This is a genomic window from Allobosea sp. 01N443 (assembly GCF_056399325.1).
Window position 1 is genome coordinate 62,456 of sequence record NZ_JBFTRC010000001.1, and the last position, 25,438, is coordinate 87,893.

Consider the following 25,438-nt stretch of genomic DNA (forward strand, 5'->3'; position numbering starts at 1 on the left):
GGCTTCGATCCTAGCGCGTGAGCAGATGGCTGCGGCGTGTACCGCCGCCATCGGGCTTGAAGCCCATGGCTTCCCAGAAAGCGGCCGCGCCGGAATCCGCAGCGTTGAGCGAGAGCCTCGGCGCCAGCGACAGCCCTTGTTGCACGAGTGCGCTCGCCAGCAGGCGGCCGACGCCTCGGCGCCGGCCGGTCGGCCGGACATAGACATGGCGAATGCGCAGGAGGTCGGGCGCTGGGTCATAAGGGTCCGGCGTCACCGCGCCGATCGCGGCGAGCACCCCATCGCGAAACACCGCAAACAGGGCATTCCGCTCGTCGGCGTCACGATAACGGCCGGATTGCCACTCGTCCCGCAAACCGTCGACGAAGCGGTAGCCTTCGGCCGCCGCTTCGTCCTGCAGGGCAGAAAAATCGTCCGGCAGCGTTTCGCTGAGCCGGACGACCTGAAGCGCGCTGGAGATCACAGGCCTTCGAAGAGAGCGCTCGAAATATAGCGCTCGGCGAAGGAGGGGATGATCACGACGATGGTCTTGCCTTCGTTGCCGGGACGCGCGCCGATTTCCAGCGCGGCAGCGACTGCCGCGCCCGAGGAGATGCCGGCCGGAATGCCTTCGAGGCGGGCCAGCGCGCGAGCCGTGTCGAAGGAGGTCTGGTTGCCGACAGTCACCACCTCATCGATCACCGAGCGATCGAGCACGCCGGGAACGAAACCGGCGCCGATGCCCTGGATCTTGTGCGGACCGGGTTGGCCGCCGGAGAGAACCGGGGAGTCTTCAGGCTCGACCGCGATGACCTTCAGCCCGGGCCGGCGGGGCTTCAGCACCTGGCCGACACCGGTGATCGTGCCGCCGGTGCCGACACCGGAGACGAAGATGTCGATTTCGCCGTTGGTGTCGTTCCAGATCTCTTCGGCGGTCGTCCTGCGGTGAATCTCGGGGTTGGCCGGATTCTCGAACTGCTGCGGAATGATCGCACCCGGGATCTCGGCCTTGAGCTCTTCGGCCTTGGCCACGGCACCGCGCATGCCGCCCGGGCCGGGCGTCAGCACGAGTTCGGCGCCGAGCAGGGCCAGCATCTTGCGACGCTCCAGCGACATCGTCTCCGGCATGACCAAGATCAGGCGGTAGCCGCGCGCGGCAGCGACGAAGGCGAGCGCGATGCCGGTATTGCCCGAGGTCGGCTCGATCAGCGTGCCGCCCGGCTTCAGAACGCCTGAGGCTTCGAGCGCATCGACCATGTTTACGCCGATACGATCCTTGACGCTGGAGATCGGGTTGAAGAATTCGAGCTTGGCAAGGATCGTCGCCTTGACGCCGCGTTCTGCCGGGAGACGGTTCAGCCGCACCAGCGGAGTGTCACCGATCGTATCGGTGATCGACTCATAGACCCGGCCTCGACCGGGCGCCTTGTCCTGTGCGGGATTGAGCTTCTGTGCTGCTTCGGCCATAGCGGCCTCCCTTGCGTCATATGGTCAGGATGGAAGGGCTAACGTATTTCACATCTTATGTCGAATAATTAGTTTAATAACATAATTATATTGTGAAATCGGCTCTCTGGGCGATCTCTCCGAAGACCGACTTCTGCTCGGACTGGCGACAGAGATCTTCGACGGTGACGCTGTCGAGCTCGGCCAGGAAGGCATCGGTCGCCCGCCTCAGCGCCGGGCCGACCACCTCGTCGATAAGGCGGGACTGCGGCAGGGGCGTGGTTTCATCGCTCGTTTCCTGCATGGCCGCACGCGCGATATCGCCGGCGGTGATGCGGCGGCGTTCGCGAGCGAGCTCATAGCCGCCGCGCGGACCGCGCACGCCCTTCAGGATGCCGGCGCGCACGAGCGCCTGCAGCATGGTTTCGAGATGGCGCGGCGGCAGGTCGTGGCGTGCAGCCAGGAATTTGGCGGCGACGGGCGACGGGCGAGCATGCAGCGCGATATCGACGACTGCGGCGACGGCGAGGAGGCTGCGGTGCGAGAGCGGCATCATTGGCCGCCACCTTGCGCCGTCGCCTTGCTCCCAGCGATGCCGGTCGAGCCGAAGCCGCCGTCCCCGCGCGCGGTCTCGTCGAGTGTGGCAGCCTCGACCAAGGCCGCCTGTGAGACCGGGGCGACCACGAGTTGGGCGATGCGGTCGCCGTGCCGGATCACGAAGTCTTCTGCGCCGAGATTGATCAGGATCACCTTGATCTCCCCACGATAGTCGCTGTCGACGGTGCCGGGCGAATTCAGCACCGTGACGCCATGCTTGAAGGCGAGGCCCGAGCGCGGCCGGACCTGCGCCTCGAAACCCTGCGGCAATTGCAGCACGATCCCCGTCGGGATGAGACCGCGTCCGCCCGGCGCCAGAACGCAGGGCTCATCGGCGGCCAGGGCGGCACGGAGGTCCATGCCGGCGGCGCCGCTGCTCTCATAGGCCGGCAGCGGCAGGTCGGCGCCATGGGGCAGGCGCTTGATGGGAAGCGTGACCATGGCGCTCAGCGGTCCGTCTTGCTGGCCTGCGGCATGCGCGCCAGATGCGCAATCAACCGGCTCGCGACCTCGCCCTTGGGCAGGGTCGGCCAGGTTTCGACATTGTCGGAGGTGACGAGATGCACGGTGTTGGCGTCGCCGCCCATCACTCCGGTGCCGCCGACATCGTTTGCGACGATCAGGTCGCAGCCCTTCTTTGCCAGCTTGGCGCGGGCATAGTCGATCACGCGGTCGGTCTCGGCGGCGAAGCCGACGACGAGGGCGGGGCGATCGATCTCGCGTGCGGCGATCGTCGCCAGGATGTCCGGGTTCTCGACGAGGGCGAGGGCAGGCGCGCTCGCGCCGGCCTGCTTCTTGAGCTTGCCGGGCGCCTCTTCCGCAACGCGCCAGTCGGCGACCGCGGCGGCGAAGATCGCGATATCCGCCGGCAGCGCGCCTTCGACTGCGGCCAACATATCGCGGGCGGATTCGACATGGATCGTGGTCACCCCCTCCGGATCGGCGATCGCGACCGGGCCGGACACCAATGTCACGCTGGCGCCCGCGGCCGCGGCGGCGGCTGCGATCGCGTGACCCTGCTTTCCGGAGGAGCGGTTGGCGATGTAGCGCACGGGGTCGATCGGTTCATGCGTCGGCCCGGAGGTGATCAGCACGCGCTTGCCGGCGAGCAGCTTGGGGGCACCGGACGCGCCGCCCGGACTGCGACCGAGGAAGCCGATCGTTCCACCCGGGGAGAGCCGGGTTTCGCCGGCCAGCGCCTGTTCGATCGCCGCCAGCAGCTCATGAGGCTCGGCCATGCGGCCGGRTCCGTTCTCGCCTCGCTCGGCCATGGCACCGGAGTTCGGCCCGACGACGAGCACCCCGTCCTTCTCGAGCTGCGCCATGTTGCGCCGTGTCGCCGGATGCTCCCACATGCGCGGGTTCATCGCGGGCGCGATCAGGATGCGCTTGTCGGTGGCGAGCAGGGCCGTCGAGGCAAGGTCATTGGCAAGGCCCGTCGCCATCTTGGCGATCAGGTCGGCGGTCGCGGGAGCGACGACGACCAGATCGGTCGAGCGCGACAGCGCGATATGGCCGATATCGGCTTCGTCGGTCAGCGAGAACAAATCGGTGAAGCAGCGTTCGCCCGCCAGCGACGATACGGCGAGCGGCGTCACGAACTCTTCGCCGGCTTTGGTCAGGATGCAGCGCGAGGTGATGCCGTGGTCCTTCAGGCGCCGGATCAGCTCCAGCACCTTGTAGGCGGCGATACCCCCGCCGATGATCAGCAGGACGGAGCGAGATGCGGACAAGGGCGGGCTCCCGAGGCAAGAAGCCCTTCACCTAGCATCGCGGAGGCGCGGCTGTCATGGGGCGGACGTGCAGGGGCCTCTAGCGGAAGGGCGGCTCGTCGAAGGAACGCAGCTTGCGTGAATGGATCGTGCTGCCGGCTTCCTTGAGCTTCTCCAGCGCTGCAAGTCCAATTTTCAGGTGCTCGCCGACAGCGCGCTCATAGAAGGCGTTGGCGGCGCCCGGCAGCTTGATCTCGCCATGCAGCGGCTTGTCGGAGACGCAGAGCAAGGTGCCGTAGGGCACGCGTAGCCGGTAGCCCTGTGCTGCGATGGTCCCGGATTCCATGTCGACCGCGATGGCGCGCGACAGGTTGATACGGCGGCGCTCCTTGGTCCAGCGCAGCTCCCAGTTGCGATCGTCCTGCGTCACGACGGTACCGGTGCGCAGCCTCTGCTTCAGCCGGTCGCCCTTCTCGCCAGTGACCTCGGCCGCAGCCTGCTGCAAGGCGACCTGGACCTCGGCGAGCGCCGGAATCGGAATGTCCGGCGGCACATGGTCATCCAGGATGCCGTCCTGGCGGAGATAGGCGTGGGCCAGCACGTAGTCGCCGATGATCTGCGTCTGCCGGAGGCCACCGCAATGGCCGACCATCAACCAGCAATTCGGCCTGAGCACCGCGAGATGGTCGGTGATGTTCTTCGCATTGGACGGGCCGACGCCGATATTGACCAGCGTGACGCCTTCGCCTCCAGCGCGGATGAGGTGATAAGYCGGCATCTGGAAGCGATGCCAGGGCGCGGACATCACGCGCTCGGCGGCGCTGACATCGATGCCTTCGCGGTCGATCCGGATCCCGCCCGGCGCGACGAGCGCCTCGGCGGTGCCGGCCTCGATCTCGGCCAATGCCAGCCGCACGAACTGGTCGACATAGCGATGGTAGTTGGTCAGCAGCACCCAGGGCTGCACCATCCGCCAGTCGGTGCCGGTATAGTGGACCAGCCGCCGCAGCGAATAATCGACGCGCACCGCATCGAAGAGCGAGAGCGGGCGTGGCTCGCCCTCGATGATCTCGAAGGTGCCGTCGGCGATCTCGTCGCCGACCAGCGAGAGCAGCGGCGTCGGGAAATGCCGCGCAAGCTCCGCGGGCGAGATCCGGCCGCCGCCCAGTTCGTCGCCGCCCTCGATTGCATAGGGGTAGGGAATTTCCTGGGTGCTGATGCCCGTCTCGATGGTGGCGCCGTATTCCGTCACCAGGGGGTCGAGCTGGTCGAGCAGATAGGTCCGGAACTCGGCCGGCTGGGTCACCGTGGTCGAGTAGATGCCGGGCGCCGCAAATTTGGCGAAGCCGCGGCGTGTCGCTGCGGGCAGCTTCGACGGCTCATAGGTGACGCGCAGCATCGGGTAGCGATAGCGGGCGCGCTCCTCCGGCGTCGGCGGCTGTCTCGTATCGAAGAAGCGTTGGAGATCGGCGCGGAGCGCGTCCTTCGCTTCGGCATAAAGCGCCTCCAACCGGTTGATGGCGTCATGCGGCGTGGCGGCGATCTCGAAGCTCATGGCTGACTCTAGCCGGCTGCGGGCGCTCCTGACAACAACCGGCATCGCACCGGCCGATGGTCGGCAGGCCGGGCGTTCAGCGGTCTCGCAACGGGCGCTTGACGTTACGGCTTTGGTGCATTAGTAAGCCGGTCAGTTAATTAACCGATCGGTTTAGTTGATGTCGCCGGACCACCTCAGCGCCACGCTCTCTGCCCTCGCCGATCCCACCCGGCGGGCCATCCTGGCGCGCCTCGCGCTGGGGGAAACCTCGGTCAAGGAGTTGGCGGAACCTTTCGCGATGAGCCTCCCGGCCGTCTCGAAACATCTGAAGGTGCTCGAGAAGGCCGGCCTGATCTCCCGTGGCCGCGAGGCGCAGTGGCGGCCCTGCCGGCTCGATCCCGGCCCGCTGCGCGATGTGGCTGCCTGGCTCGAGCACTACCGGGTCTTCTGGGACCAGAGCCTGGACAGGCTGGAGAGCATGATTCTGGAGCTGAGGACTGAGGACCAGAATGCGGCGCTGTCGTTGAGCCCGCCTTCGAAGGGGACGGACGGACAATGATCGCGGCCCGTCATCGCCCCGGAATCCAGGCGGTTTTGCCTGCTCGCCAGGCGGTCTTGTCTGCTCGCAATGAGATCTTAGATCCCAATCAAACAACTTTGGAGAGCATCATGTCTCTATCGATTACCGAGCCCGCCTTCGCAGAGCCAAGAGCCAAGCTCTGGACGGGACGGGTGCTGAGCGGTGTCGTCGTCGCGTTCCTGCTGTTCGACGGCGGTATCAAGCTGGCGCCCCTGCAGGTGGTCAACGATACCCTGCAGCAGCTGGGATATTCGGGAAGCAATGAGCTGGCCCGGGGGCTCGGCGCCATGACGCTGATCATTGCGCTGCTCTATGCCTATCCCCGCACCTCCATTCTTGGCGCCGTGCTGCTTACGGGGCTGCTTGGCGGCGCCATGGCGACGCATCTGCGCGTCGGCAGCCCGCTCTTCAGCCACCTCTTCTTTGGGCTCTATCTCGGCCTCATGGCCTGGGGCGGACTCTACCTGCGCGATCCGAGGCTGCGCGCACTCATCCCGCTGCGAAGCGCCTAGCAGCTTTCGCCACTCCCTCTCGATCCGTCACAGGAGCGTTCCGTGCTCAGCACCCTTCTTTGGGCCATTGTCGCCATTCTCGCCCTCGCCATCGTCGTCGTGCTCGTCCTGGCCGCGATGAAGCCCGACAGCTTTCGCGTCCAGCGTTCGCTCGCCATCAACGCACCGCCGGAGCACGTCTTTCCGCTGATCAACGGGTTCCGGAGCTGGGGTGACTGGTCGCCCTGGGAGAAGAAGGACCCGGCGATGAAGCGCAGCTTCAGCGGCGCGGAAAGCGGCCTCGGTGCGGTCTATGCCTGGGACGGCGACAAGAATGTCGGGCAGGGCCGCACGGAGATCGTCGAGGCCTCGGCTCCCCGCAAGGTTGGATTGAGGCTCGATTTCATCAAGCCCTTCGAGGCTCATAACGACGTCACATTCGCGCTCGAGCCTCGCGGCGGCGCCACCGAGGTGATCTGGACCATGACCGGCCCAGCGCCGTTCCTCACCCGGATCATGCATGTCTTCTTCAACGTCGATCGCATGGTGGGGCGCGATTTCGAGACCGGACTCGCCAATCTGAAAGTGGCGGCCGAGCGCTAGACCCATCTCAGTTCCCGAAGAACCAGCAAGGAGGAGGCTATACCCATGCAGACTGTCGAACCGCAGGACGAACATCGCTGGCTTCAGCAGCTCGTCGGCAACTGGGCTTATGAATCGAACTGCTCGCCCGACAAGCCGGAGGAGATCTTCAAGGGCTCGGAGACCGTTCGCTCCATCGGCGATCTCTGGATCGTCGGGGAGAGCAAGAGCGAGCTGCCCGACGGAAATCCCGCGACCATGCAGATCACGCTCGGCTTTGACCCCCAAAAGGGCCGTTTCGTCGGAACCTGGCTGGGCTCGATGATGGCGATGATCTGGACCTATGAAGGTTCTCTCGACGACAGCGGCAAGATCCTGACGCTCGAATCCGAAGGGCCCAGCTTCTCCGGCGATGGCACGACGTCGAAATATCGGGACATCATCGAGATCGGCAGCCCGACCGAGCGGTTGTTCTATTCGAAGGTTCTCGGTGCCGATGGCAACTGGAGCGAGTTCATGAGAGCTCGCTACCAGAGAATCTGATCCACCAAGCCATCCAAGGCCGGCGCKACCGGCCATTTCTCAAGGGAACAGCCCAATGAAGCTCTCGACTTATCTGATGTTCAACGGCAATTGCGAAGAAGCGTTCACGACCTACCAGAAGGTGCTTGGCGGCAAGATCACCGCGATGATGAGCCATGAAGGCACGCCGGCGGAGAACGACGTCTCGCCGGAATGGCGCAAGAAGATCATCCATGCCTGCCTGGAGCTCGACGGCCAGATGCTGATGGCGTCCGATGCGCCGCCGGACCGCAGCAGCGGCCCGATGCGCAGCGTCTATGTCAACGTCATGGTTAAGGAGGTCGCCGAGGCCGAGCGCATCTTCAAGGGGCTCTCGGAGGGCGGCCAGATCCAGATGCCGATCGGGGAGACCTTCTGGTCCAAGAGCTTCGGCATGCTGACCGACCGCTTCGGCACGCATTGGATGGTCAATGCCGAGTTCAAGAACGGATGAGCGCTGGCTTCTCCGAAAAGGCCCTCGCCGACACGGCCGCCGCGATGCGCGGCCATGTCACGCGCGGTGCCGTCGCCGGGATCGTCACGCTGATCGCCCGGGCGGATGACGTGCATGTCGAGACCTTCGGCCTGGCCGATTTCGACAGTGCTGCGCCGATGCGTCGCGATGCGATCGTCCGCATCGCCTCGATGACCAAGCCGATGCTGGCGGTGGTGGCTCTGTCGCTCGTCGAGGATGGAGCGATCGGGCTCGATGACGCCGTCGAGCCTTGGTTGCCGGAGCTGGCGGACCGCCGGGTCCTGCGCAGCATCGCTGGCCCGCTCGACGACACCGTGCCGGCCCGCCGATCAATCACGTTGCGCGATCTGCTGACGCTCAGGCTCGGCATCGGCGCGATCATGGCGCCGCCGGGCCGTTACCCGATCCAGCAGGCAATGGCCGATGCCGGCGTCGCGCCCGGTCCAATGAGCCCCGAGATGTCGCCCGACGCCTGGATGAAACGGCTCGGCTCCCTGCCGTTGATCCACCAACCCGGGGACGTCTGGATGTATCATACCGGCTTCGACGTGCTCTCGGTGCTCTTGGCCAGGGTTTCCGGCAAGCCGCTTGATGATCTCATGCAGGAACGTCTGTTTCGACCGCTGGGCATGGTCGATACCGGCTTCAGCGTGCCGGCGGGCCAGGCCGGACGACTGGCCAGCGCCTATCGTCTCGATTCGGACGCGGGCCGGCTCGTCCTGTTCGATCGCGGCGCCGGAAGCGCGTTTGCCCGCGCGCCCGCCTTTCCCTGCGAGCTTGTCTCGACGGCCGACGATGTCCTGAGATTTGCGCGCGTGCTCCTGGCGCGCGGGCAATACGGCGGGCAGGGCATCCTCTCGCCAGGGATGGTCGAGCAGATGACGCGGGATCAGATCACGCCGGAGCAGAAGGCGGTTTCACCGTTCTTCCCGGGCTTCTGGGAGAGCACGGGCTGGGGCTTCGGTCTTGGGATCGCGACGCAGCCCGATCCGATCTCGGCGGTTCCCGGGCGCTATGGCTGGGAAGGCGGGTTCGGCACCAGTCTCAATATCGACCCGCATCGGAACCTCGTCACGGTCTTCCTGAGCCAGAGACTGATGCAGGGTCCGGAAGACGCCGCCCTCGGCCAGGAATTCCAGGTCCTGGCCTATCGGGCGGTCGCCGGCTGAGGGGCGTCAGCTGAAGATGCTGTAGGCCAGCAGGCCCGCGATCAGCCACAATGCCCAGTTGCCCCAGCGGTTGCGCCGGGCTTCGGCCCGGCCAATCTCCTGGATGCTGCGTTCGTCCAGGACAAAGCCCTGGCGCGAGGCGTCCTCGAGTTGGCCCAGCACACGCTCGGCCCGAGCGGCCGTTTCAGGAAGGCTGGCGAGCGTCGAGAGCATGGACTGGGCGCCTCGGCTGACTTCCTCGATCTTGCCGAGAGGGCCGAGATTGCGGGTGATCCACTCGCGCACCACCGGCTCGGCCGTCTTCCACATATCGAGCTGCGGATCGAGCGAGCGCGCTACACCTTCGACCACGACCATGGTCTTCTGCAGCATGACGAGTTCGGTCCGGGTCGCCATATCGAACAGCCCGGTGATCTCGAAGAGAAGGGTCAGAACCTTCGCCATCGAGATCTCGTCGGCACGCCGGTCATGGATCGGCTCGCCGACGGCCCGGATCGCCTGGGCGAAGTCAGCGACATCGTGATGGGCCGGAACATAGCCGGCCTCGAAATGGACCCGGGCCACGCGGGCGTAGTCGCGCGTGATGAAGCCGAGCAGGATTTCGGCGAGGAACCGCCGTTCCTTGAGGCCGAGCCGGCCCATGATGCCGCCATCGACTGCAACCAGCCGGCCCTGCGCATCGACGAACAGGTTCCCCGGATGCATATCGGCATGGAAGAAGCCGTCGCGGATCGCGTGCTTCAGGAAGGACTGGATGACGGTGCGGCCGAGCGCCACGAGGTCATGGCCGGCAGTACGCAGCGCTTCGACATCGGAGAGGCGAATGCCGTCGATCCATTCGTCGACGAGCACCTCGCGCGCCGTCAGCTGCCAGTCCGGCTTCGGGACGCGGAAATCGGCATCGTCCCTGGTGTTCTCGGCGAATTCCGAGAGCGCTGCGGCCTCGAGGCGAAGGTCCATCTCCATGGTGACGGAGCGCGCCAGCGTCTCGACCACGCCGGAGAAACGCAGGCGCCGCGCCTCGTGCGAGCGGCTCTCGGCGAGTTCGGCGCCGAAGCGCATCGCCGCCAGGTCGCGGTTGAAACGGTCACGGATGCCGGGCCTAAGCACCTTGACCGCGACCTCCGAGCCATCCTTCAACCGTGCGCGATGGACCTGGGCGATCGAGGCGGCCGCGACGGGCTCGCCGAATTCGGAGAACAGCGCCTCGACTGGCTCGCCATGCGCGRCTTCGATCGCGGCGCGGGCCTGTTCCATCGGGAACGGCGCCATCCTGTCCTGAAGCGCCGACAGGTCTTCGGCGATCTTCATCCCGACCACATCTGGCCGCGTCGCCAGAAACTGGCCGAACTTGACATAGGACGGACCAAGCCGGGTCATCGCAGCGGCAAGGCGCGTGGCCGAGGAGCCGGCGCCCCGGCGCTCGATCAGCCGGCCGACCCTGATCAGCGCACGTGCCGCGGGCGGCAGAACCGACGGATCCACCAGCGCGAGCGCGCCTTCGCGAGCCAGAACGAAACCAACCCGCGCCATGCGGGTGAAATGGGCGATTGAGGAGATCATGCTGGAAGGCGGGCCGTCACAGCTTCCAGCCGGAATGCAGTGCCACGACCCCACCGGTCATGGGCGTGAAGCGCGCCCGCCGGAAGCCGGCTGCTGCGATCATGTCGGCGAAAACCTGTGGTTTCGGGAATTTGCGGATCGATTCGACCAGATAGCGATAGGGCTCCGCATCTCCCGTCACGAGCCTGCCCATCGGTGGGATCAGGTTGAAGGAATAGGTCTCGTAGATCTTGTCGAGCACCGGCACGTCGACATGGCTGAATTCGAGGCAAAGGAAGCGCCCGCCGCGCTTCAGGACGCGATGCGCCTCCGTCAGCGCCTTGTCGATGCGTGGCACGTTGCGAATGCCGAAGGCGATCGTATAGGCGTCGAAACTGTTGTCCGGCAGGCCGAGCTCCTCGGCATTGCCCTGGACGAAGCGGATGCGGCCATCGCCTGGAAAGCGCTTCTGCGCGCGTTCGCGCCCGACGCTCAGCATCTCGCCATTGATGTCGAGCACCGTCACATCGGTTGCCGGGCCGCCGGCTTCCAGGACCTGGAAGGCGACATCGCCTGTGCCGCCGGCCACGTCGAGATGGTGGAAAGCCCGGTCGCGCGGCGGCTTCAGCGTCGAGATCAGGGCATCCTTCCAAAGCCGGTGCAGACCCGCCGACATCAGGTCGTTCATCAGGTCGTAGCGGCCGGCGACCTTGTGGAAGACGTCGTCGACCTTGGCCTGTTTCTCGGCGAGCGGCACGGTCTCGAAGCCGAAATGGGTGGTATCGGAGGCTGCTGTCACGGCTTGGCCCGGAGCTTGTGTTCTGGTGAGGCGGTAACTAGAGCCGGATGAATAGCGAAACGAGCGAGCCTTGTCGCGGCCCGTCTCGACGCATGCTGAAGAGCGAAGTGCAATGCCCGAGCTTCCCGAGGTCGAAACCGTCCGCCGTGGGCTGGAGCCCGCCATGCTCGGCCAGGTGCTGGCCCGGGTCGAGCAGCGCCGGCCTGATCTGCGCTTTCCATTGCCTGAGCATTTCGTCGAGCGCCTGACCGGGCGGCGGGTCGAGGGCCTGTCGCGCCGCGCCAAGTACCTGATCGCCGATCTAGACGATGGCGAGGCGCTGATCATGCATCTCGGCATGAGCGGCCGCTTCGTGGTCGAGGCGTCGGGCACGCCACCCACCGAACCTGGCGCCTATTACAACGAGATCGGCCGGCACCTGCAGCACGATCATGTCGTCTTCCATCTCGGATCGGGAGCGCGCGTCACCTATAATGATGTCCGTCGCTTCGGCTTCATGGATCTCCTGCCGCGGGCCGAGCTGGAGAGCTCGAAGCATTTCGCGGCAATGGGAATCGAACCTCTCGGCAACGAGCTCTCCGGCGAAGTCCTGGCAAAGCTCTTTGCCGGCAAGCTCGCGCCGCTGAAGGCGGCGCTGCTCGACCAGCGGCTCGTGGCAGGCCTTGGGAATATCTATGTCTGCGAGGCGCTGTTCCGGGCGGGGCTTCACCCGGAAGCGGCGGCCGGTACGATCACGACGCCAACCGGTCGGCCCCGCGAGGCAGCCCATGCGCTCGCACAGATTATTCGCGAGGTTCTCGAGGAGGCGGTGGCCGCTGGCGGCTCGACCTTGCGCGATTTCGCCCATGCCGACGGCTCGCTCGGCTATTTCCAGCACCGCTTCAAGGTCTATGACCGCGAGGGCGACCCATGTGTCACGCCCGGCTGCGGCGGCCTGGTGAAGCGGCTCGTCCAGTCCGGTCGCTCGACTTTCTATTGCGAGCGCTGCCAACCGAAGCGCTGAGCCAACGTCATATCGCGCGCGGAGCGGTGTCGGCGGCACGGCTTCCGCAGGGTTCGAAAGCCGCCTTTGCGCGGCCGCGCATGGACCGCGCCCGCGGCCGCCGCTAATGCTGCAGGCGAAGCATCATCCGGGAGGCCGCCATGGCTTATGAGACCATTCTCGTCGAGGTGAAGGGCAAGGTGGGCGTCATCACGCTGAACCGCCCGCAGGCGCTGAATGCGCTCAACGGCCAGCTGATTGGCGAGGTCAACACGGCGATCGATGGTTTCGAGAAGGATGCCGGCATCGGCTGCATCGTCATCACCGGCTCGGAGAAGGCCTTTGCCGCCGGCGCGGACATCAAGGAAATGCAGTCCCGCACCTTCCCCGAGACCTATCTCGACGACAAGTTCGAGCCGTGGGACCGCATTGGCCAGCGCCGCAAGCCGATCATCGCGGCGGTCGCGGGCTTTGCGCTCGGCGGCGGCTGCGAACTCGCCATGATGTGCGATTTCATCATCGCCGCGGACAATGCCCGCTTCGGCCAGCCGGAGATCAATCTCGGGGTCATTCCCGGCGCCGGCGGCACGCAGCGCCTGACCAAGGCGATCGGCAAGGCCAAGGCCATGGATCTCTGCCTCACCGGCCGCATGATGGACGTGAACGAGGCGGAGCGCTCCGGCCTCGTCGCCCGTATCGTTCCGCTGGCCGACCTGATGACGGAAGCGCTGAAGGCGGCCGAGGCGATCGCGGCGAAGTCGCTGCCCTCGGTGATGATGGTCAAGGAATCCGTCAACCGGGCCTTCGAGGTCACCCTGAACGAGGGGCTGCGCTTCGAGCGGCGCGTGTTCTCCTCGCTCTTCGCCACGCAGGATCAGAAGGAAGGGATGGCCGCCTTCTCCGAGAAGCGGCCGCCGGATTTCAAGAACCGCTGAACCCAGTCATGAGCGGGGCGAATGCCGGGGCCGACGATCTTTGATTTGCGGCTCAGCCCCGCTTGCTGACACGATGGGGGTTCTCTTCGAAGCTTAGGGATACCAGATGAACGCTGCCGCTCCTTCCGCCACGGGCGGGCTCGTCCTGCCGACCTATGAGGATGTCGTGACGGCGGCGGGTCGCCTCCAAGGCATCGCACACCGGACGCCGGCACTGACCTCGCGCACGGCCAATGCCCGCACCGAGGCCTCGCTGGTCTTCAAGGCCGAGAACCTGCAGCGCATGGGCGCCTTCAAGTTCCGTGGCGCCTTCAACGCGATCTCGGCGCTGAGCGCCGAACAGAAGCGTGCTGGTGTCGTCACCTTCTCCTCGGGCAATCACGCTCAGGCGATCGCCCTGTCGGGCAAATTGCTCGGCGTGCCGACCGTCATCCTGATGCCGCAGGATGCGCCTGCCGCGAAGGTTGCGGCGACCCGTGGCTATGGCGCCGAGGTCGTGCTCTTCGACCGTTACAGCCAGGACCGCGATGCGCTCGGCCGCGAGCTGGCCGAGACCCGCGGCCTCTCCCTGATTCCGCCCTATGACCATCCCGATGTCATTGCCGGCCAGGGCACCGCCGCCAAGGAGCTGATCGAGGAGGCTGGCCCGCTCGATATCCTGCTGGTCCCCCTCGGCGGCGGCGGTTTGATTTCCGGCGCGGCTCTCGCGGCCAAGGCGCTCAACCCCGGCATCCGCGTCTTCGGCGTCGAACCGGAGGCCGGCAATGACGGCCAGCAATCCCTGCGCAGCGGCAAGATCGTCAAGATCGACGTGCCCAAGACCATTGCCGACGGCGCCCAGACCGCCTTCCTCGGTCAATACACCTTCCCGATCATCCAGAACCTCGTCGAGGATATCGTCACGGTGCCGGATGCGGCGCTGATCGAGACGATGCGCTTCTTCGCCGAGCGCATGAAGCTCGTGGTCGAGCCCACCGGTTGCCTTGCGGCTGCAGCGGCCTTCACCGGGGCGGTTCCGGTCACGGGCAAGCGTGTCGGCGTCATCATCAGCGGCGGCAATGTCGATCTTGCTGCCTTCGCACGCTTCGTAGGGCCTTCGGCATGAGCAGGATCGAGACCATCGCCTCGCCCGAGGTGCCGGCCCCGGCGGGGCATTATGCGCATGCCGTGGCCTATAAGGACCTCGTCTTCGTCTCCGGCCAGCTCGCTCCCCGCCCTGACGGCAGCCATAGCTCGGCCGAGCCCTTCGCCGTCCAGGCGCATCAGGCGCTGGCCAACATGCTCGCGATCCTCACGGCGGCTGGCTGTGCGCCGTCCGATGTCGTCAAGGTTACGGCCTATCTGGTCGGGGTGGGCAACTGGCCCGAGTTCAACCGGATCTACGCTGAGGCCTTCGGCGATCACCGCCCTGCGCGCTCGGTCGTGCCGGTGCCCGAGCTGCATCATGGCTACCTGATCGAGATCGAGGCTGTGGCGGTCCGAAGGGGCTGATCTGGCGCTCCTGGCGTGATACGGCCATTCCGGCGTTGACGCGGCCCGCACAAGATACTATAGGCCAGCGTCTCGCGACGGCTAGCGCAAGCAACCGCCGCCGCACATGCATTTCAATCAAGGTAGCGGCCCGAACCCGCCAGGCAAATCCGCCGGGTGTTCGGTCGCAATGAAGACGAGGACGATCGATGGCCAATACGACGTCGGCCAAGAAGGCCACGCGCAAGATCGCGCGGCGCACCGAGGTGAACAAGGCGCGCCGCAGCCGTATGCGCACCTTCCTGCGCAAGGTCGAGGAGGCAATTGCCTCGGGCGACAAGGGTGCCGCTGCGGAGGCGCTCAAGGCCGCTCAGCCGGAGATCATGCGCGCCGCTCAGAAGGGCGTCGTTCACAAGAACACCGCTTCGCGCAGGGTCTCGCGCCTGGCGCATCGGATCAGCGCTCTCGCTTCCTGAGCGGCGTTCTGCAGAGCAGTTTCGGACTAAGAAAAGCCCGGCCGTCAGGTCGGGCTTTTTGTTTGCTGTGTTAACCGACCGTTAGGCAAGCCTGACTGCCGCAGACGAGAAAAATCTCATCTGCGGGGCCGATTCAGTAATCTTTCCGCTGCGTTATGGGGTTGACTTCGGTTGTGGTTTCAGGGCGCCAAAAGGTGCTTTTTTCGCCTTTTGGCCGCGCAAATAAATCCCATATTTTTCATGACGTTAGCGGGCAAAGGAATCTGTTGTCGGGAATCGCCGGAGCTTCTACCTGCGTCTCCGTCGCTTCCCGAAAAAAAGATTCGCGCTCCGCGCGCAGCCTCCGCCGTAAAAAAAACGTTAAGTTCCCCAACCTATTGGGCCTGCCTTGCCCATAGGTCATGGGGGCTCTGAAAGGGCTTGAGTCTCCGAAGCCGGCTGACTGGGATATTGCCCCCGTTCGAGGCGCCCCTGTAAGGTCCCTTCATCGCCGGGCGGACAGCAATGACCTCCGGTGGTTTCCAAAGATTAACGGCGTTTTTGGCTCACGCCCCAGAGGGGAGAGGATGCGGCTCTTTGTCTGTTTGAGTTGAGATGAAGTAGCGGCTCCGTCCTTCGGCGAGCCTTCTAAGCGTAATCAGAAATGGATCGAGAGCCTGTCACCCGCCGGCGCATGCCGTCGAGTGGGCGTCATTCTCTTTGTCCAAACAACAGCTCCGGCAGGCGGTCCACCAAGAGCCGCCGCCGATAGCGCATCTCTTGATATTGAAATGGGGCACGAAATGTTCGAGCGGCAAGCCATGGACGAGATTACCGATGCGAAGGCTGTGCCGGCGTCTGTGATCGCGACCACGACTGCGAGCATCCAGGGGGAGGGAGCAGCGCTTTCCCTGACTGAAGCCTGGGACCGCGTGCGCCGCCGCCTGCGTGCCGAACTCGGCGAGGATGTTTTCTCCAGCTGGTTTGCGCGTGTCGAGATCGGCGGCCTCGTCGATGGCGTGGCCTATCTCACCGTGCCGACCCGTTTCCTGAAGAGCTGGCTGGAGGCGCATTATGCCGAGCGCCTGCGGGCGCATTGCCTGGCCGAGTTGCCTGCTGCCAATGGCATCCTGCTTTCGGTGCGCCAGGCTGCCCGGGATGCCATTCCGGCCGCGGTCCGCGAGGCTGCCATGGCTGCCCCGCGTGCGGCGGCACCCGAGCCCGTCATGGCCCTTCGCTCGGCGGAGGCCGGATCCCTGCCCTGTGAGCAGGAGCTTGTTGACGCCTGCGGCACCATGCTCGACCGGCGCCTCAACTTCCAGAGCTTCATCGTCGGCAAGTCGAACCAGCTGGCCTTTGCAGCGGCCGAGCGAATTGCCGCGGCCCCGGCCGGATCGACCCCCTATAATCCGCTCTACCTTCATGCTGGGGTCGGGCTCGGCAAGACGCATCTCCTGCAGGCGATTGCTCAGGATGCGCGCAATCATGGCAAACGCGTGGCCTATTTCACGGCCGATCGCTTCATGTACGGTTTCGTCGCGGCCCTGAAGTCRCAGACGGCGCTCGCCTTCAAGGAAAAGCTGCGCGGCATCGACCTGCTGATCGTCGACGACGTACAGTTCATCCAGGGGCGCTCGATCCAGCAGGAGTTCGGCCACACGATCAACGCCTTGATCGATGCCGGCAAGCAGATCGTGGTCGCGGCCGATCGGCTTGCCAATGATCTCGAAGCGCTCGACGAGCGCATCCGTTCGCGGCTGGCCGGCGGGCTTGTCGTCGAGGTCGGCGAGCTTGACGAGGCGCTGCGCGTGAAGATTCTCGGAAGCCGGCTCGAGTCGCTGCAGGCGGCGCATTCGAGCTTCCACGTCAATTCCGACGTGATCGCCTATGTTGCCCGCGTCATCACCGCCAATGGCCGCGATCTCGACGGCGCCGCCAATCGGCTGCTGGCCCATGCCACCTTGTCCGGCAATGCGGTGACGCTGGAAACGGCCGAGGCGGCGATCCGTGACCTGGTCCGGACCCGCGAGCCGCGCCGCGTCAAGATCGAGGACATCCAGAAGCTGGTCGCCACCCGCTACAATGTCAGCCGGGCCGACATCCTCTCCGAGCGCCGCACCGCGGCAGTCGTGAAGCCGCGCCAGATCGCCATGTATCTGTCCAAGGCGCTGACTCCGCGCTCGCTGCCGGAGATCGGCCGCCGCTTCGGTGGCCGCGATCACACCACCGTGCTGCACGCCGTGCGCAAGATCGAAAAGGCGATCGCCGAAGATCGCCTGCTGCATGACGAGGTCGATCTCCTGAAGCGGATGCTGCAGGAGTGAGCTGCCTGCCGCGCTATGCCCTGAAGGCGAGCGCGGCTTTGGCTGTGGCCGGTTGTGAGAGCGCCCTTGCGCCACCGGCGCGCGTCCTGCAATGTCGCGGGCCATTCCGTCGCCCGTGCAGCCGCTGCTCGGGCGCTAGCACGCCAGAAGACAGACGATGAAGGTCACGGTCGAACGTTCTACGCTGTTGAAGTCGCTGGGTCATGTCCACCGCGTGGTGGAACGCCGCAACACGATCCCGATCCTGTCGAACCTTTTGCTGAGCGCGGACGGTGCCGGCCTCAAACTGAAGGCGACCGATCTCGATATCGAGGTCGTCGAGACGGTGCCCGCCGATGTCCCGGAGCCGGGCGCGACGACCGTGCCGGCACATACGCTCTACGATATCGTGCGCAAGCTGCCCGACGGCGCCCAGGTCTCGCTCGAGACGACGGGTGAAGCGGGGCTGACGCTCCGCTCCGGCCGCTCGCGTTTCATGCTGCAAACCCTGCCCGAGGGCGATTTCCCCGACATCACCGCGGGCGAGATGGCGCATCGCTTCACGCTCGCCGCGGGTGAGCTCAAGCGCCTGATCGACAAGACCCAGTTCGCGATCTCCACCGAGGAGACGCGCTACTATTTGAACGGCATCTATCTCCACACCATCGAAGTCGAAGGCCGCAGCCTGCTGCGCGCCGTTGCGACGGACGGGCACAGGCTTGCCCGCGTGGATACCGCGGCTCCGAGCGGGGCTGCCGGCATGCCGGGCGTGATCGTGCCGCGCAAGGCCGTGGCGGAGATCCAGAAGCTGCTGGAGGATGGCGACACCGAGGTCTCGGTCGAGCTCTCCGCCACCAAGATCCGTATCGCGACGCAGGCGGTGGTGCTGACCTCGAAGCTGATCGACGGCACCTTCCCGGATTACCAGCGGGTGATCCCAAGCGGAAACGACAAGCGCCTGACCGTCGACAAGGGCGATTTCGCTGCCTCGGTCGATCGTGTCTCGACGATCTCCTCCGAGCGCGGTCGCGCGGTGAAGCTGTCCATCGCCGATGGCCGCCTGACCCTGTCGGTCACCAATCCCGATTCCGGATCGGCGACCGAGGAGGTCGAGGTCGATTATGATGCGAGCCCGCTCGATATCGGCTTCAACGCCCGCTACCTGATGGATATCGCCGCCCAGCTCGATGGCGACACGGCCCTCCTCAAGCTTGCCGATCCCGGTTCGCCGACCGTGATCCAGGATCGCGAAGGTGCGTCTGCGCTCTATGTGCTGATGCCGATGCGGGTTTAGGCCGCGCTCGCATCTTGACCACGGTCGCGCGCCTGATCCTTCAGGATTTCCGCTCCTATGAGGCCCTCGATCTCGCGATCGGGGGCCAAATCGTTGCGCTTGTCGGTGAGAATGGCGCCGGCAAGACCAATCTGCTCGAAGCCGTGTCTCTGTTCGCGCCGGGCCGGGGGCTGCGCCGCGCCGATCTCTCCGACATGGCGCGCCAGGCGGGCCCGGGCTCCTTCGCCGTATCGATTGCGCTCGCGGAGGATGGGCCGCGCCTCGGCATCGGGCTTGGCAGCGAAAGCGACGGGCGGCGTGCAAGGCTTGCCCGCATCGACGGGGTCCAGGTCGGCTCGGCGCTGGCTTTCAGCGACTATCTCCGCGTGGTCTGGCTGACGCCGGATCTCGACGGCTTGTTCCGTGGCTCGGCCGGCGACCGCCGCCGCTTCCTCGACCGGCTCGTGCTTGCGGTCGATCCAGGCCATGCGACACGCTCGAACGCGCTAGAACGGGCTTTGCGCTCGCGCAACCGGATCCTCGAGGACACTCCGCAAGAGTCGTCCTGGCTTGAAGCGATCGAGCGGGAGATCGCCGAACTCGGCGTGGCCGTGGCTGCCGCGAGGGCCGAGACGGTTGGCCGACTGGCGATGATCATCGCGGCCAATGGCGACGACGCATCTCCCTTCCCCCGTGCCGCGCTCGGCCTTGAAGGCGAGATCGACCGGCTTGTGGCGGGGCTGCCGGCACTCGATGCCGAGGATCGCTATCGCGACATCCTGAGGCAGGGGCGCCAGCGCGACCGCGCGGCCGGGCGCACCCTTGTCGGCCCGCAGGCGTCGGACCTCCTCGTTCGCCATGCCGCCAAGGATATCCCGGCCGAGCAGGGCTCGACCGGCGAGCAGAAGGCCCTGCTGATCGGGCTCGTGCTTGCGCATGCGAGGCTGGTCCGGAGCATGAGCGGGCTTCCGCCACTGGTCTTGCTCGACGAAGTCGCCGCCCATCTCGATCCGCGTCGGCGCGCGGCGCTCTACGCCGAACTCGGCGAGCTGGGCTCGCAGGTCTGGATGACGGGTGCCGATCCGGCGTTGTTCACCGATCTGCCGGCAGGGGCGCAGTGTTTCACCGTGACATCCGGGCAGGTCGAGGCCATCGGCTGACGTGCTTGAGCTGGGCTGATCGGTCAGATCACGCGTCGCAATGAGACGCCTCGGGTGCATTAGGGTTGCCGCTGCTCTGAAGAGGCTGCTCCCATGGAACTTACAGGCCTTCTGGTATTTGCCGGCGTCTATTTTCTGGCGGTCGCTTCGCCTGGTCCTGCGGTCGCTGCCCTGGTTGCGCGCTCGCTCGGCACCGGCTTTCGCCGCTCGCTTCCCTTTGCGGCGGGAATCGTCGCAGGCGATCTGATCTGGTTCTCCTGCACGGCGCTTGGCCTTGCGGTGCTGACGCAGGGCTTCCATGGACTCTTCGTCGCGATCAAATATGCCGGCTGTGCCTATTTGCTCTATCTCGCCTGGAAACTCTGGACCGCCCCGGCCGAGGCGCCGCGTCAGCCGCCGAGTGCCCGCGGGGAGGGCTTGCGGCTGTTCTTCGGCGGCATCGCGCTGACGCTCGGCAATCCCAAGGTCATGGTGTTCTTCCTGTCGATCCTGCCTCTTGTCGTCGATCTCGGCCGGATGACGATGCTCGCCTTCGTCGAGGTTGCGTTGCTGCTGACCCTGATCATAGGCTCGACGATGCTCGCCTATGCCTATGCCGCGGATCGGGCTCGGCGGCTGGTGGCGAGCCCGACGGCGATGCRTCGGATCAATCGCCTGACTGGCGGCGTCATGGCCGGTGCGGCGGCTGCTATCGCCGCTAGGGGCTGAAAACCAGCTCCATCGCCCCCAGGATGGTCGCGGCTTGGGGCTGGCCATTGCCGCCAGCCTCGGGCAAACCCTTCGGCATGCCGCAATCTCGCGAATCACAGGCGCGCGCGACGCTGAAATCCGTCTTCGGCTATGACGATTTCCGCCCGGGACAATGGGAGGTCATCGCGGCCGCGCTGGCGGGAAACGACGTCTTCGCGGTGATGCCGACCGGCTCCGGCAAGTCGATGTGCTATCAGCTGCCCGCACTGGTCACGGGCGGGCTGACGCTCGTGGTCTCGCCGCTGATTGCGCTGATGCGGGATCAGGTCGGGCAGTTGACGCGGGCCGGTGTCGCGGCGGCTTCGCTCAACTCGATGAACAGCGAGAGCGAGGCGGCGGACGCCTGGGCGAAGCTCAACGCCGGCGACCTGCGTCTGCTCTTCGTCTCGCCGGAGCGATTGGCGGGGGAGGGACTGGTCGCTCGGCTGCGCAGGCTCGGCGTTGCCCGGCTTGCCATCGACGAGGCGCATTGCGTCTCGCAATGGGGGCATGATTTCCGCCCGGAATACCGCCTGCTTGCCAAGGTTCGCGAGGCGCTCGGCGGCGTCCCGGTCACGGCACTGACGGCCACTGCGGATCGGCAGACGCGCGATGACATCGCCCAGCAGCTGTTCCCGAAGCCGCCTGTCACCGTCATTCATTCCTTCGATCGGCCGAATCTGAAGCTCGCCTTCGCCCCGAAGGACCAGCCGCGGCGCCAGATCGCCGATTTCCTGAAGCGACATCGCGGCGGCAGCGGCATCGTCTATTGTTCGTCGCGAGGCCGGACCGAGCGCCTCGCCGAAGGCCTGCGCGAGCAGGGCTACAAGGCCTTTGCCTATCATGCCGGCATGGAGCAGCAGGAGCGCAACCGCAACCAGGACCTCTTCCTGCAGGAGGATGGTGTGGTGATCTGCGCCACCATCGCCTTCGGCATGGGCATCAACAAGCCCGATGTCCGCTTCGTCGTCCATGCCGACATGCCGGGCTCGATCGAGGGCTATTATCAGGAGATCGGCCGCGCCGGCCGCGACGGACTGCCGGCCGATACGCTCACCCTCTACGGCGTCGAGGACATGGCGCTGCGCCGCCGCCAGATCGACGAGAAAGCGATCGACGACGAGCGCCGGCGCATCGAGCATAGGCGTCTCAGCGCGATGACCGACCTGTGCGAGTCGGCGCTCTGCCGGCGCTCTTCCCTGCTTGCCTATTTCGGCGAGGAGACGCCGCCTTGCCGGCATCGGGAAGCACAATTCCGCTGCGATCTCTGTGCTGGAGAGGCGACGCTCCAGGATGCCACGCTGGATGCCCGAAAGCTGCTTTCGGCAGTGGCGCGCTCGGGACAGCGCTTTGGCGCCGGGCATCTCGCCGATATCCTGACCGGCACGATGAGCGAAGCGGTCCGCCGCCAGAACCATGACGGGCTGAAGACCTTCGGCGTCGGCAACGACAAGCCCAAGGCCGCCTGGGCAGCCCTGACCCGCAAGCTCTTCGCCGCCGGCGCGCTCGCGGAAGCCAGCACCGAACATGGCGGTTTCCGCCTGACGGAGAAGGGCGAAGACATCTTGTTCGGACGCGAGCCGATCGCGCTCAGGGCCGATGCCCTCCCCGTACGGCGCGGTCGCCCTGCCGAGCGTGGCGCGCGGGCCGATGGGCTCGATGAAGGCACCGCTGCCCTGTTCGAGCATTTGCGCCAGCTCCGGCTGACGATTGCCCGCGAGGAAGGCGTGGCGGCCTATATCATCTTCACCGACCGCACGCTGATTGCCATGGCGCGCGAGCGGCCGCTCGGGCTCGATCAGATGCGCGGGATCGAGGGCGTCGGCGAGCGCAAGCTCGCCCAGTATGGCGAGGTCTTCGCCGATGCGATCGCGGGCTTTCGGGGATAGCGGGGCAGTCTCGTCACGATGCGCCGGGGCTGCCCCTGCGCGCACGTACGCGTACGCGCGTGAAAAAGCCACCGTTCCCGCCTATATTCATGATACGAATCAAGACGATCGCGGGCATAGCCTCGCCCGCTGAAGGACCCCGACATGAGTGATGCTGCCCGCGACCTTGAAGACGCTGCCTATGGCGCCGATTCCATCAAGGTTCTCAAAGGCCTGGATGCGGTGCGCAAGCGCCCCGGCATGTATATCGGCGACACCGATGACGGCTCGGGCCTGCACCACATGGTCTACGAGGTGGTCGACAACGCCATTGACGAGGCGCTGGCAGGGCACGCCGATCTCGTCACTGTCACGCTGAACGCCGATGGCTCGGTCACGGTCACCGATAACGGGCGCGGCATCCCGACCGATATCCACAGCGAGGAGGGCATTTCCGCCGCCGAGGTCATCATGACCCAGCTCCATGCCGGCGGAAAGTTCGACCAGAATTCCTACAAGGTTTCGGGTGGCCTGCACGGCGTCGGTGTCTCCGTCGTCAACGCGCTCTCGGTCTCGCTCAAGCTGCGCATCTGGCGTGGCGGTAAAGAGCATTTCATGGAGTTCCATCATGGCGACGCCGTCGCGCCGCTCGCCATTGTCGGCCCGGCCGGCGACAAGCGCGGCACCGAAGTCACCTTCCTGCCCTCGACCCAGACCTTCACGATGGTCGAGTTCGACTACAAGACGCTCGAGCATCGCCTGCGCGAACTCGCCTTCCTGAATTCGGGCGTTCGCATCGTCCTCACCGACGCACGCCATGCCGAGGTCGTCCGGGAGGAGCTGAGATATGAGGGCGGCGTGGAGGCCTTCGTGCGCTATCTCGACCGCGCCAAGACCCCCGTCGTCGACAAGCCGGTGGTGCTCGGCGCCGAAAAGGATGGCATCACCGTCGATGTCGCCCTGTGGTGGAACGACAGCTACCACGAGAACGTGCTCTGCTTCACCAACAACATCCCGCAGCGGGATGGCGGCACGCATTTAGCCGGCTTTCGTGCTGCGCTGACTCGCCAGATCACTGGCTATGCCGAGACCTCCGGCATGATGAAGAAGGAAAAGGTCTCGCTCACCGGTGACGATTGCCGCGAAGGACTGACGGCCATCGTTTCGGTGAAGGTGCCGGACCCGAAATTCTCCTCGCAGACCAAGGACAAGCTGGTTTCCTCCGAGGTGCGTCCCGTCGTCGAGAACATCGTCAATCAGGCGCTTTCGACCTGGCTCGAGGAGCACCCCAATGAAGCCAAGACCATCGTCGGCAAGGTGGCGGAAGCTGCCGCGGCCCGCGAAGCGGCCCGCAAGGCGCGCGATCTGACCCGGCGCAAGGGCGCGCTCGATATCGCCTCGCTGCCCGGCAAGCTCGCGGATTGCCAGGAGCGCGACCCCGCCAAATCAGAACTCTTCATCGTCGAGGGTGACTCGGCCGGTGGCTCCGCCAAGCAGGGCCGTGCCCGTGAATACCAGGCTGTGCTGCCGCTGCGCGGCAAGATCCTCAATGTCGAACGCGCGCGCGTCGACAAGATGCTTTCCTCCGAGCAGGTCGGTACGCTGATCATCGCGCTCGGAGCCGGCATCCGCGAGGAGTTCAACATCGAGAAGCTGCGCTACCACAAGATCATCATCATGACCGACGCGGACGTGGACGGCGCCCATATCCGCACCCTGCTGCTGACCTTCTTCTTCCGGCAGATGCCGGAGGTGATCGAGCGCGGGCATCTCTTCATCGCCCAGCCGCCGCTCTACAAGGCGGCGCGCGGCAAGTCGCAGACCTATCTCAAGGATGAGCGCGCGCTCGAGGAATACCTCGTCGACTCGACCTTGGACGGTGCTGTTTTCCGGACAGGAGACGGCATCGAGCGCGCCGGTCCCGACCTGCGCAGTCTGATCGACGAGGCGCGCGGCGTACGCAACACGCTGTCGCAGCTCCATTCGCGTTATGACCGGCGCATCGTCGAGCAGATGGCGATCGCGGGCGCGCTGCATCCGCTGACCAACGAGAGCGATGCGCAGGCCAGCGAAGCCGCGGCCTATGTCGCGCGGCGGTTGGACGCGATCTCCGATGATCTCGAGCGCGGCTGGGAAGGCCGGGTGGAGGACGGCAGCTTCACCTTCTCGCGCCTCGTGCGCGGCGTGAAGCAGGTCGCGGTACTTGATGCCGGCCTGCTTGCGAGCGCCGAAGCGCGCAAGCTCGCTGCGGCAGCCGTCTCGCTGCAGGAAGCCTATGCCAAGCCGGGCGTGCTCAGCCGCAAGGGCGATGATCACATCGTCAATGGCCCGAGCGATCTCTTCGACGCGGTCAGCGCCATCGGCAAGAAGGGCGTCTCGCTGCAGCGCTACAAAGGCCTCGGCGAAATGAACCCCGAGCAGCTCTGGGAGACGACACTCGATCGCGACGTGCGCTCGCTGCTCAGGGTCAAGAACGACCAGAATGACGAGGCTGACGATCTCTTCGTCAAGCTGATGGGCGACGTCGTCGAACCCCGTCGCGACTTCATCCAGAGCAACGCACTGAACGCGACCGTCGATACGTGACGGCGCGGCCCTGGCGGTCCGTGACCCGGACCGATCGTGCCGCCCTGCTCCACGGACGCGTCCCTCGAGTGGTGTGCCAACACCACCACTCAAGCACGCGGGTGCCGTCGGATGGGGGCGTCCTGGGATGCCCATCAGATCGGCTGATATCAAATCTGCGCGACAGCGAGGTTAGGGAAAGAAAACAGAGGCGTAGCGAGATGCGCG

At 65.7% G+C, this 25,438-nt stretch carries 25 protein-coding genes; 17 read left to right on the plus strand and 8 right to left on the minus strand.

The window, feature by feature from the left end; translation table 11 throughout:
• Positions 1-10: 10 nt before the first annotated feature.
• The 6 genes from AC1DRP_RS00320 to AC1DRP_RS00345 all read right to left on the minus strand — a co-directional run bounded on the left by AC1DRP_RS00320 (position 11) and on the right by AC1DRP_RS00345 (position 5,289).
• Positions 11-463: a GNAT family N-acetyltransferase gene (locus tag AC1DRP_RS00320; protein WP_476767498.1), complete on the minus strand. Its 453-nt coding sequence runs from the start codon at positions 461-463 to the stop codon at positions 11-13.
• On the minus strand, positions 460-1,446 hold the full coding sequence (cysK, locus tag AC1DRP_RS00325; RefSeq protein WP_441504993.1) for a cysteine synthase A: 987 nt from the start codon (positions 1,444-1,446) through the stop codon (positions 460-462). The genes AC1DRP_RS00320 and cysK overlap by 4 nt, the downstream gene beginning before the upstream one ends.
• Positions 1,447-1,531: 85 nt before the next feature.
• Positions 1,532-1,981: an RrF2 family transcriptional regulator gene (locus AC1DRP_RS00330; protein WP_113516840.1), complete on the minus strand. Its 450-nt coding sequence runs from the start codon at positions 1,979-1,981 to the stop codon at positions 1,532-1,534.
• Entirely contained in the window at positions 1,978-2,463 is a 486-nt protein-coding gene (gene dut, locus AC1DRP_RS00335) for a dUTP diphosphatase (protein WP_441504992.1), read from the minus strand. The genes AC1DRP_RS00330 and dut overlap by 4 nt, the downstream gene beginning before the upstream one ends.
• 5 nt (positions 2,464-2,468) lie before the next feature.
• Entirely contained in the window at positions 2,469-3,755 is a 1,287-nt protein-coding gene (locus AC1DRP_RS00340) for a phosphopantothenoylcysteine decarboxylase domain-containing protein (protein WP_476767499.1), read from the minus strand.
• A gap of 79 nt (positions 3,756-3,834) precedes the next feature.
• The gene (locus AC1DRP_RS00345) at positions 3,835-5,289 is read right to left on the minus strand and encodes an AMP nucleosidase (RefSeq protein WP_476767500.1); all 1,455 of its coding nucleotides are present in this window, start codon (positions 5,287-5,289) and stop codon (positions 3,835-3,837) included.
• A gap of 160 nt (positions 5,290-5,449) precedes the next feature.
• On the opposite strand from AC1DRP_RS00345, the gene AC1DRP_RS00350 reads away from it, so the two are divergent.
• The 6 genes from AC1DRP_RS00350 to AC1DRP_RS00375 all read left to right on the plus strand — a co-directional run bounded on the left by AC1DRP_RS00350 (position 5,450) and on the right by AC1DRP_RS00375 (position 9,129).
• On the plus strand, positions 5,450-5,830 hold the full coding sequence (locus AC1DRP_RS00350; RefSeq protein ID WP_441490545.1) for an ArsR/SmtB family transcription factor: 381 nt from the start codon (positions 5,450-5,452) through the stop codon (positions 5,828-5,830).
• Between the two features lie 110 nt (positions 5,831-5,940).
• The gene (locus tag AC1DRP_RS00355; protein ID WP_113517055.1) at positions 5,941-6,363 is read left to right on the plus strand and encodes a DoxX family protein; all 423 of its coding nucleotides are present in this window, start codon (positions 5,941-5,943) and stop codon (positions 6,361-6,363) included.
• A 42-nt stretch (positions 6,364-6,405) separates the two neighbouring features.
• Positions 6,406-6,945: an SRPBCC family protein gene (locus tag AC1DRP_RS00360; protein WP_476767501.1), complete on the plus strand. Its 540-nt coding sequence runs from the start codon at positions 6,406-6,408 to the stop codon at positions 6,943-6,945.
• A 45-nt stretch (positions 6,946-6,990) separates the two neighbouring features.
• Complete coding sequence (locus tag AC1DRP_RS00365) at positions 6,991-7,467, plus strand: DUF1579 domain-containing protein (protein ID WP_476767502.1); 477 nt, start codon at positions 6,991-6,993, stop codon at positions 7,465-7,467.
• 55 nt (positions 7,468-7,522) lie between these two features.
• The gene (locus tag AC1DRP_RS00370) at positions 7,523-7,939 is read left to right on the plus strand and encodes a VOC family protein (protein ID WP_441504986.1); all 417 of its coding nucleotides are present in this window, start codon (positions 7,523-7,525) and stop codon (positions 7,937-7,939) included.
• Complete coding sequence (locus tag AC1DRP_RS00375; protein WP_476767503.1) at positions 7,936-9,129, plus strand: serine hydrolase domain-containing protein; 1,194 nt, start codon at positions 7,936-7,938, stop codon at positions 9,127-9,129. The genes AC1DRP_RS00370 and AC1DRP_RS00375 overlap by 4 nt, the downstream gene beginning before the upstream one ends.
• Positions 9,130-9,135: 6 nt before the next feature.
• Here AC1DRP_RS00375 and ubiB read toward each other — a convergent pair whose 3' ends face one another.
• Positions 9,136-10,692: a 2-polyprenylphenol 6-hydroxylase gene (gene ubiB, locus AC1DRP_RS00380; RefSeq protein ID WP_476767504.1), complete on the minus strand. Its 1,557-nt coding sequence runs from the start codon at positions 10,690-10,692 to the stop codon at positions 9,136-9,138.
• A 16-nt stretch (positions 10,693-10,708) separates the two neighbouring features.
• Positions 10,709-11,470, minus strand: coding sequence for a bifunctional demethylmenaquinone methyltransferase/2-methoxy-6-polyprenyl-1,4-benzoquinol methylase UbiE (gene ubiE / locus AC1DRP_RS00385; protein WP_441490551.1), 762 nt, complete (start codon positions 11,468-11,470; stop codon positions 10,709-10,711).
• A gap of 112 nt (positions 11,471-11,582) precedes the next feature.
• On the opposite strand from ubiE, the gene mutM reads away from it, so the two are divergent.
• The 11 genes from mutM (at position 11,583) to gyrB (ending at position 25,231) form a co-directional block, all read left to right on the plus strand.
• Positions 11,583-12,473, plus strand: a complete 891-nt coding sequence (gene mutM, locus AC1DRP_RS00390) for a bifunctional DNA-formamidopyrimidine glycosylase/DNA-(apurinic or apyrimidinic site) lyase (protein ID WP_476767505.1) — start codon at positions 11,583-11,585, stop codon at positions 12,471-12,473.
• A 140-nt stretch (positions 12,474-12,613) separates the two neighbouring features.
• Positions 12,614-13,387, plus strand: coding sequence for an enoyl-CoA hydratase (locus AC1DRP_RS00395; protein ID WP_069878406.1), 774 nt, complete (start codon positions 12,614-12,616; stop codon positions 13,385-13,387).
• Positions 13,388-13,493: 106 nt separating this feature from the next.
• Complete coding sequence (locus AC1DRP_RS00400) at positions 13,494-14,492, plus strand: threo-3-hydroxy-L-aspartate ammonia-lyase (protein ID WP_441504982.1); 999 nt, start codon at positions 13,494-13,496, stop codon at positions 14,490-14,492.
• Positions 14,489-14,878: a RidA family protein gene (locus AC1DRP_RS00405; RefSeq protein WP_441504981.1), complete on the plus strand. Its 390-nt coding sequence runs from the start codon at positions 14,489-14,491 to the stop codon at positions 14,876-14,878. Before AC1DRP_RS00400 ends, AC1DRP_RS00405 begins: the two co-directional genes overlap by 4 nt.
• A gap of 188 nt (positions 14,879-15,066) precedes the next feature.
• Entirely contained in the window at positions 15,067-15,333 is a 267-nt protein-coding gene (gene rpsT, locus AC1DRP_RS00410) for a 30S ribosomal protein S20 (protein WP_069878404.1), read from the plus strand.
• Positions 15,334-16,133: 800 nt separating this feature from the next.
• Complete coding sequence (gene dnaA, locus AC1DRP_RS00415; protein WP_441504980.1) at positions 16,134-17,636, plus strand: chromosomal replication initiator protein DnaA; 1,503 nt, start codon at positions 16,134-16,136, stop codon at positions 17,634-17,636.
• Between the two features lie 157 nt (positions 17,637-17,793).
• Entirely contained in the window at positions 17,794-18,909 is a 1,116-nt protein-coding gene (gene dnaN / locus AC1DRP_RS00420; protein WP_069878403.1) for a DNA polymerase III subunit beta, read from the plus strand.
• Between the two features lie 14 nt (positions 18,910-18,923).
• Complete coding sequence (recF, locus tag AC1DRP_RS00425) at positions 18,924-20,048, plus strand: DNA replication/repair protein RecF (RefSeq protein ID WP_441504979.1); 1,125 nt, start codon at positions 18,924-18,926, stop codon at positions 20,046-20,048.
• A 93-nt stretch (positions 20,049-20,141) separates the two neighbouring features.
• Positions 20,142-20,756, plus strand: coding sequence for a LysE family translocator (locus AC1DRP_RS00430; protein ID WP_476767506.1), 615 nt, complete (start codon positions 20,142-20,144; stop codon positions 20,754-20,756).
• Between the two features lie 77 nt (positions 20,757-20,833).
• The gene (gene recQ / locus AC1DRP_RS00435; RefSeq protein ID WP_441504977.1) at positions 20,834-22,666 is read left to right on the plus strand and encodes a DNA helicase RecQ; all 1,833 of its coding nucleotides are present in this window, start codon (positions 20,834-20,836) and stop codon (positions 22,664-22,666) included.
• Positions 22,667-22,810: 144 nt separating this feature from the next.
• The gene (gene gyrB / locus AC1DRP_RS00440) at positions 22,811-25,231 is read left to right on the plus strand and encodes a DNA topoisomerase (ATP-hydrolyzing) subunit B (protein WP_476767507.1); all 2,421 of its coding nucleotides are present in this window, start codon (positions 22,811-22,813) and stop codon (positions 25,229-25,231) included.
• The last annotated feature ends 207 nt before the right edge of the window (positions 25,232-25,438 follow it).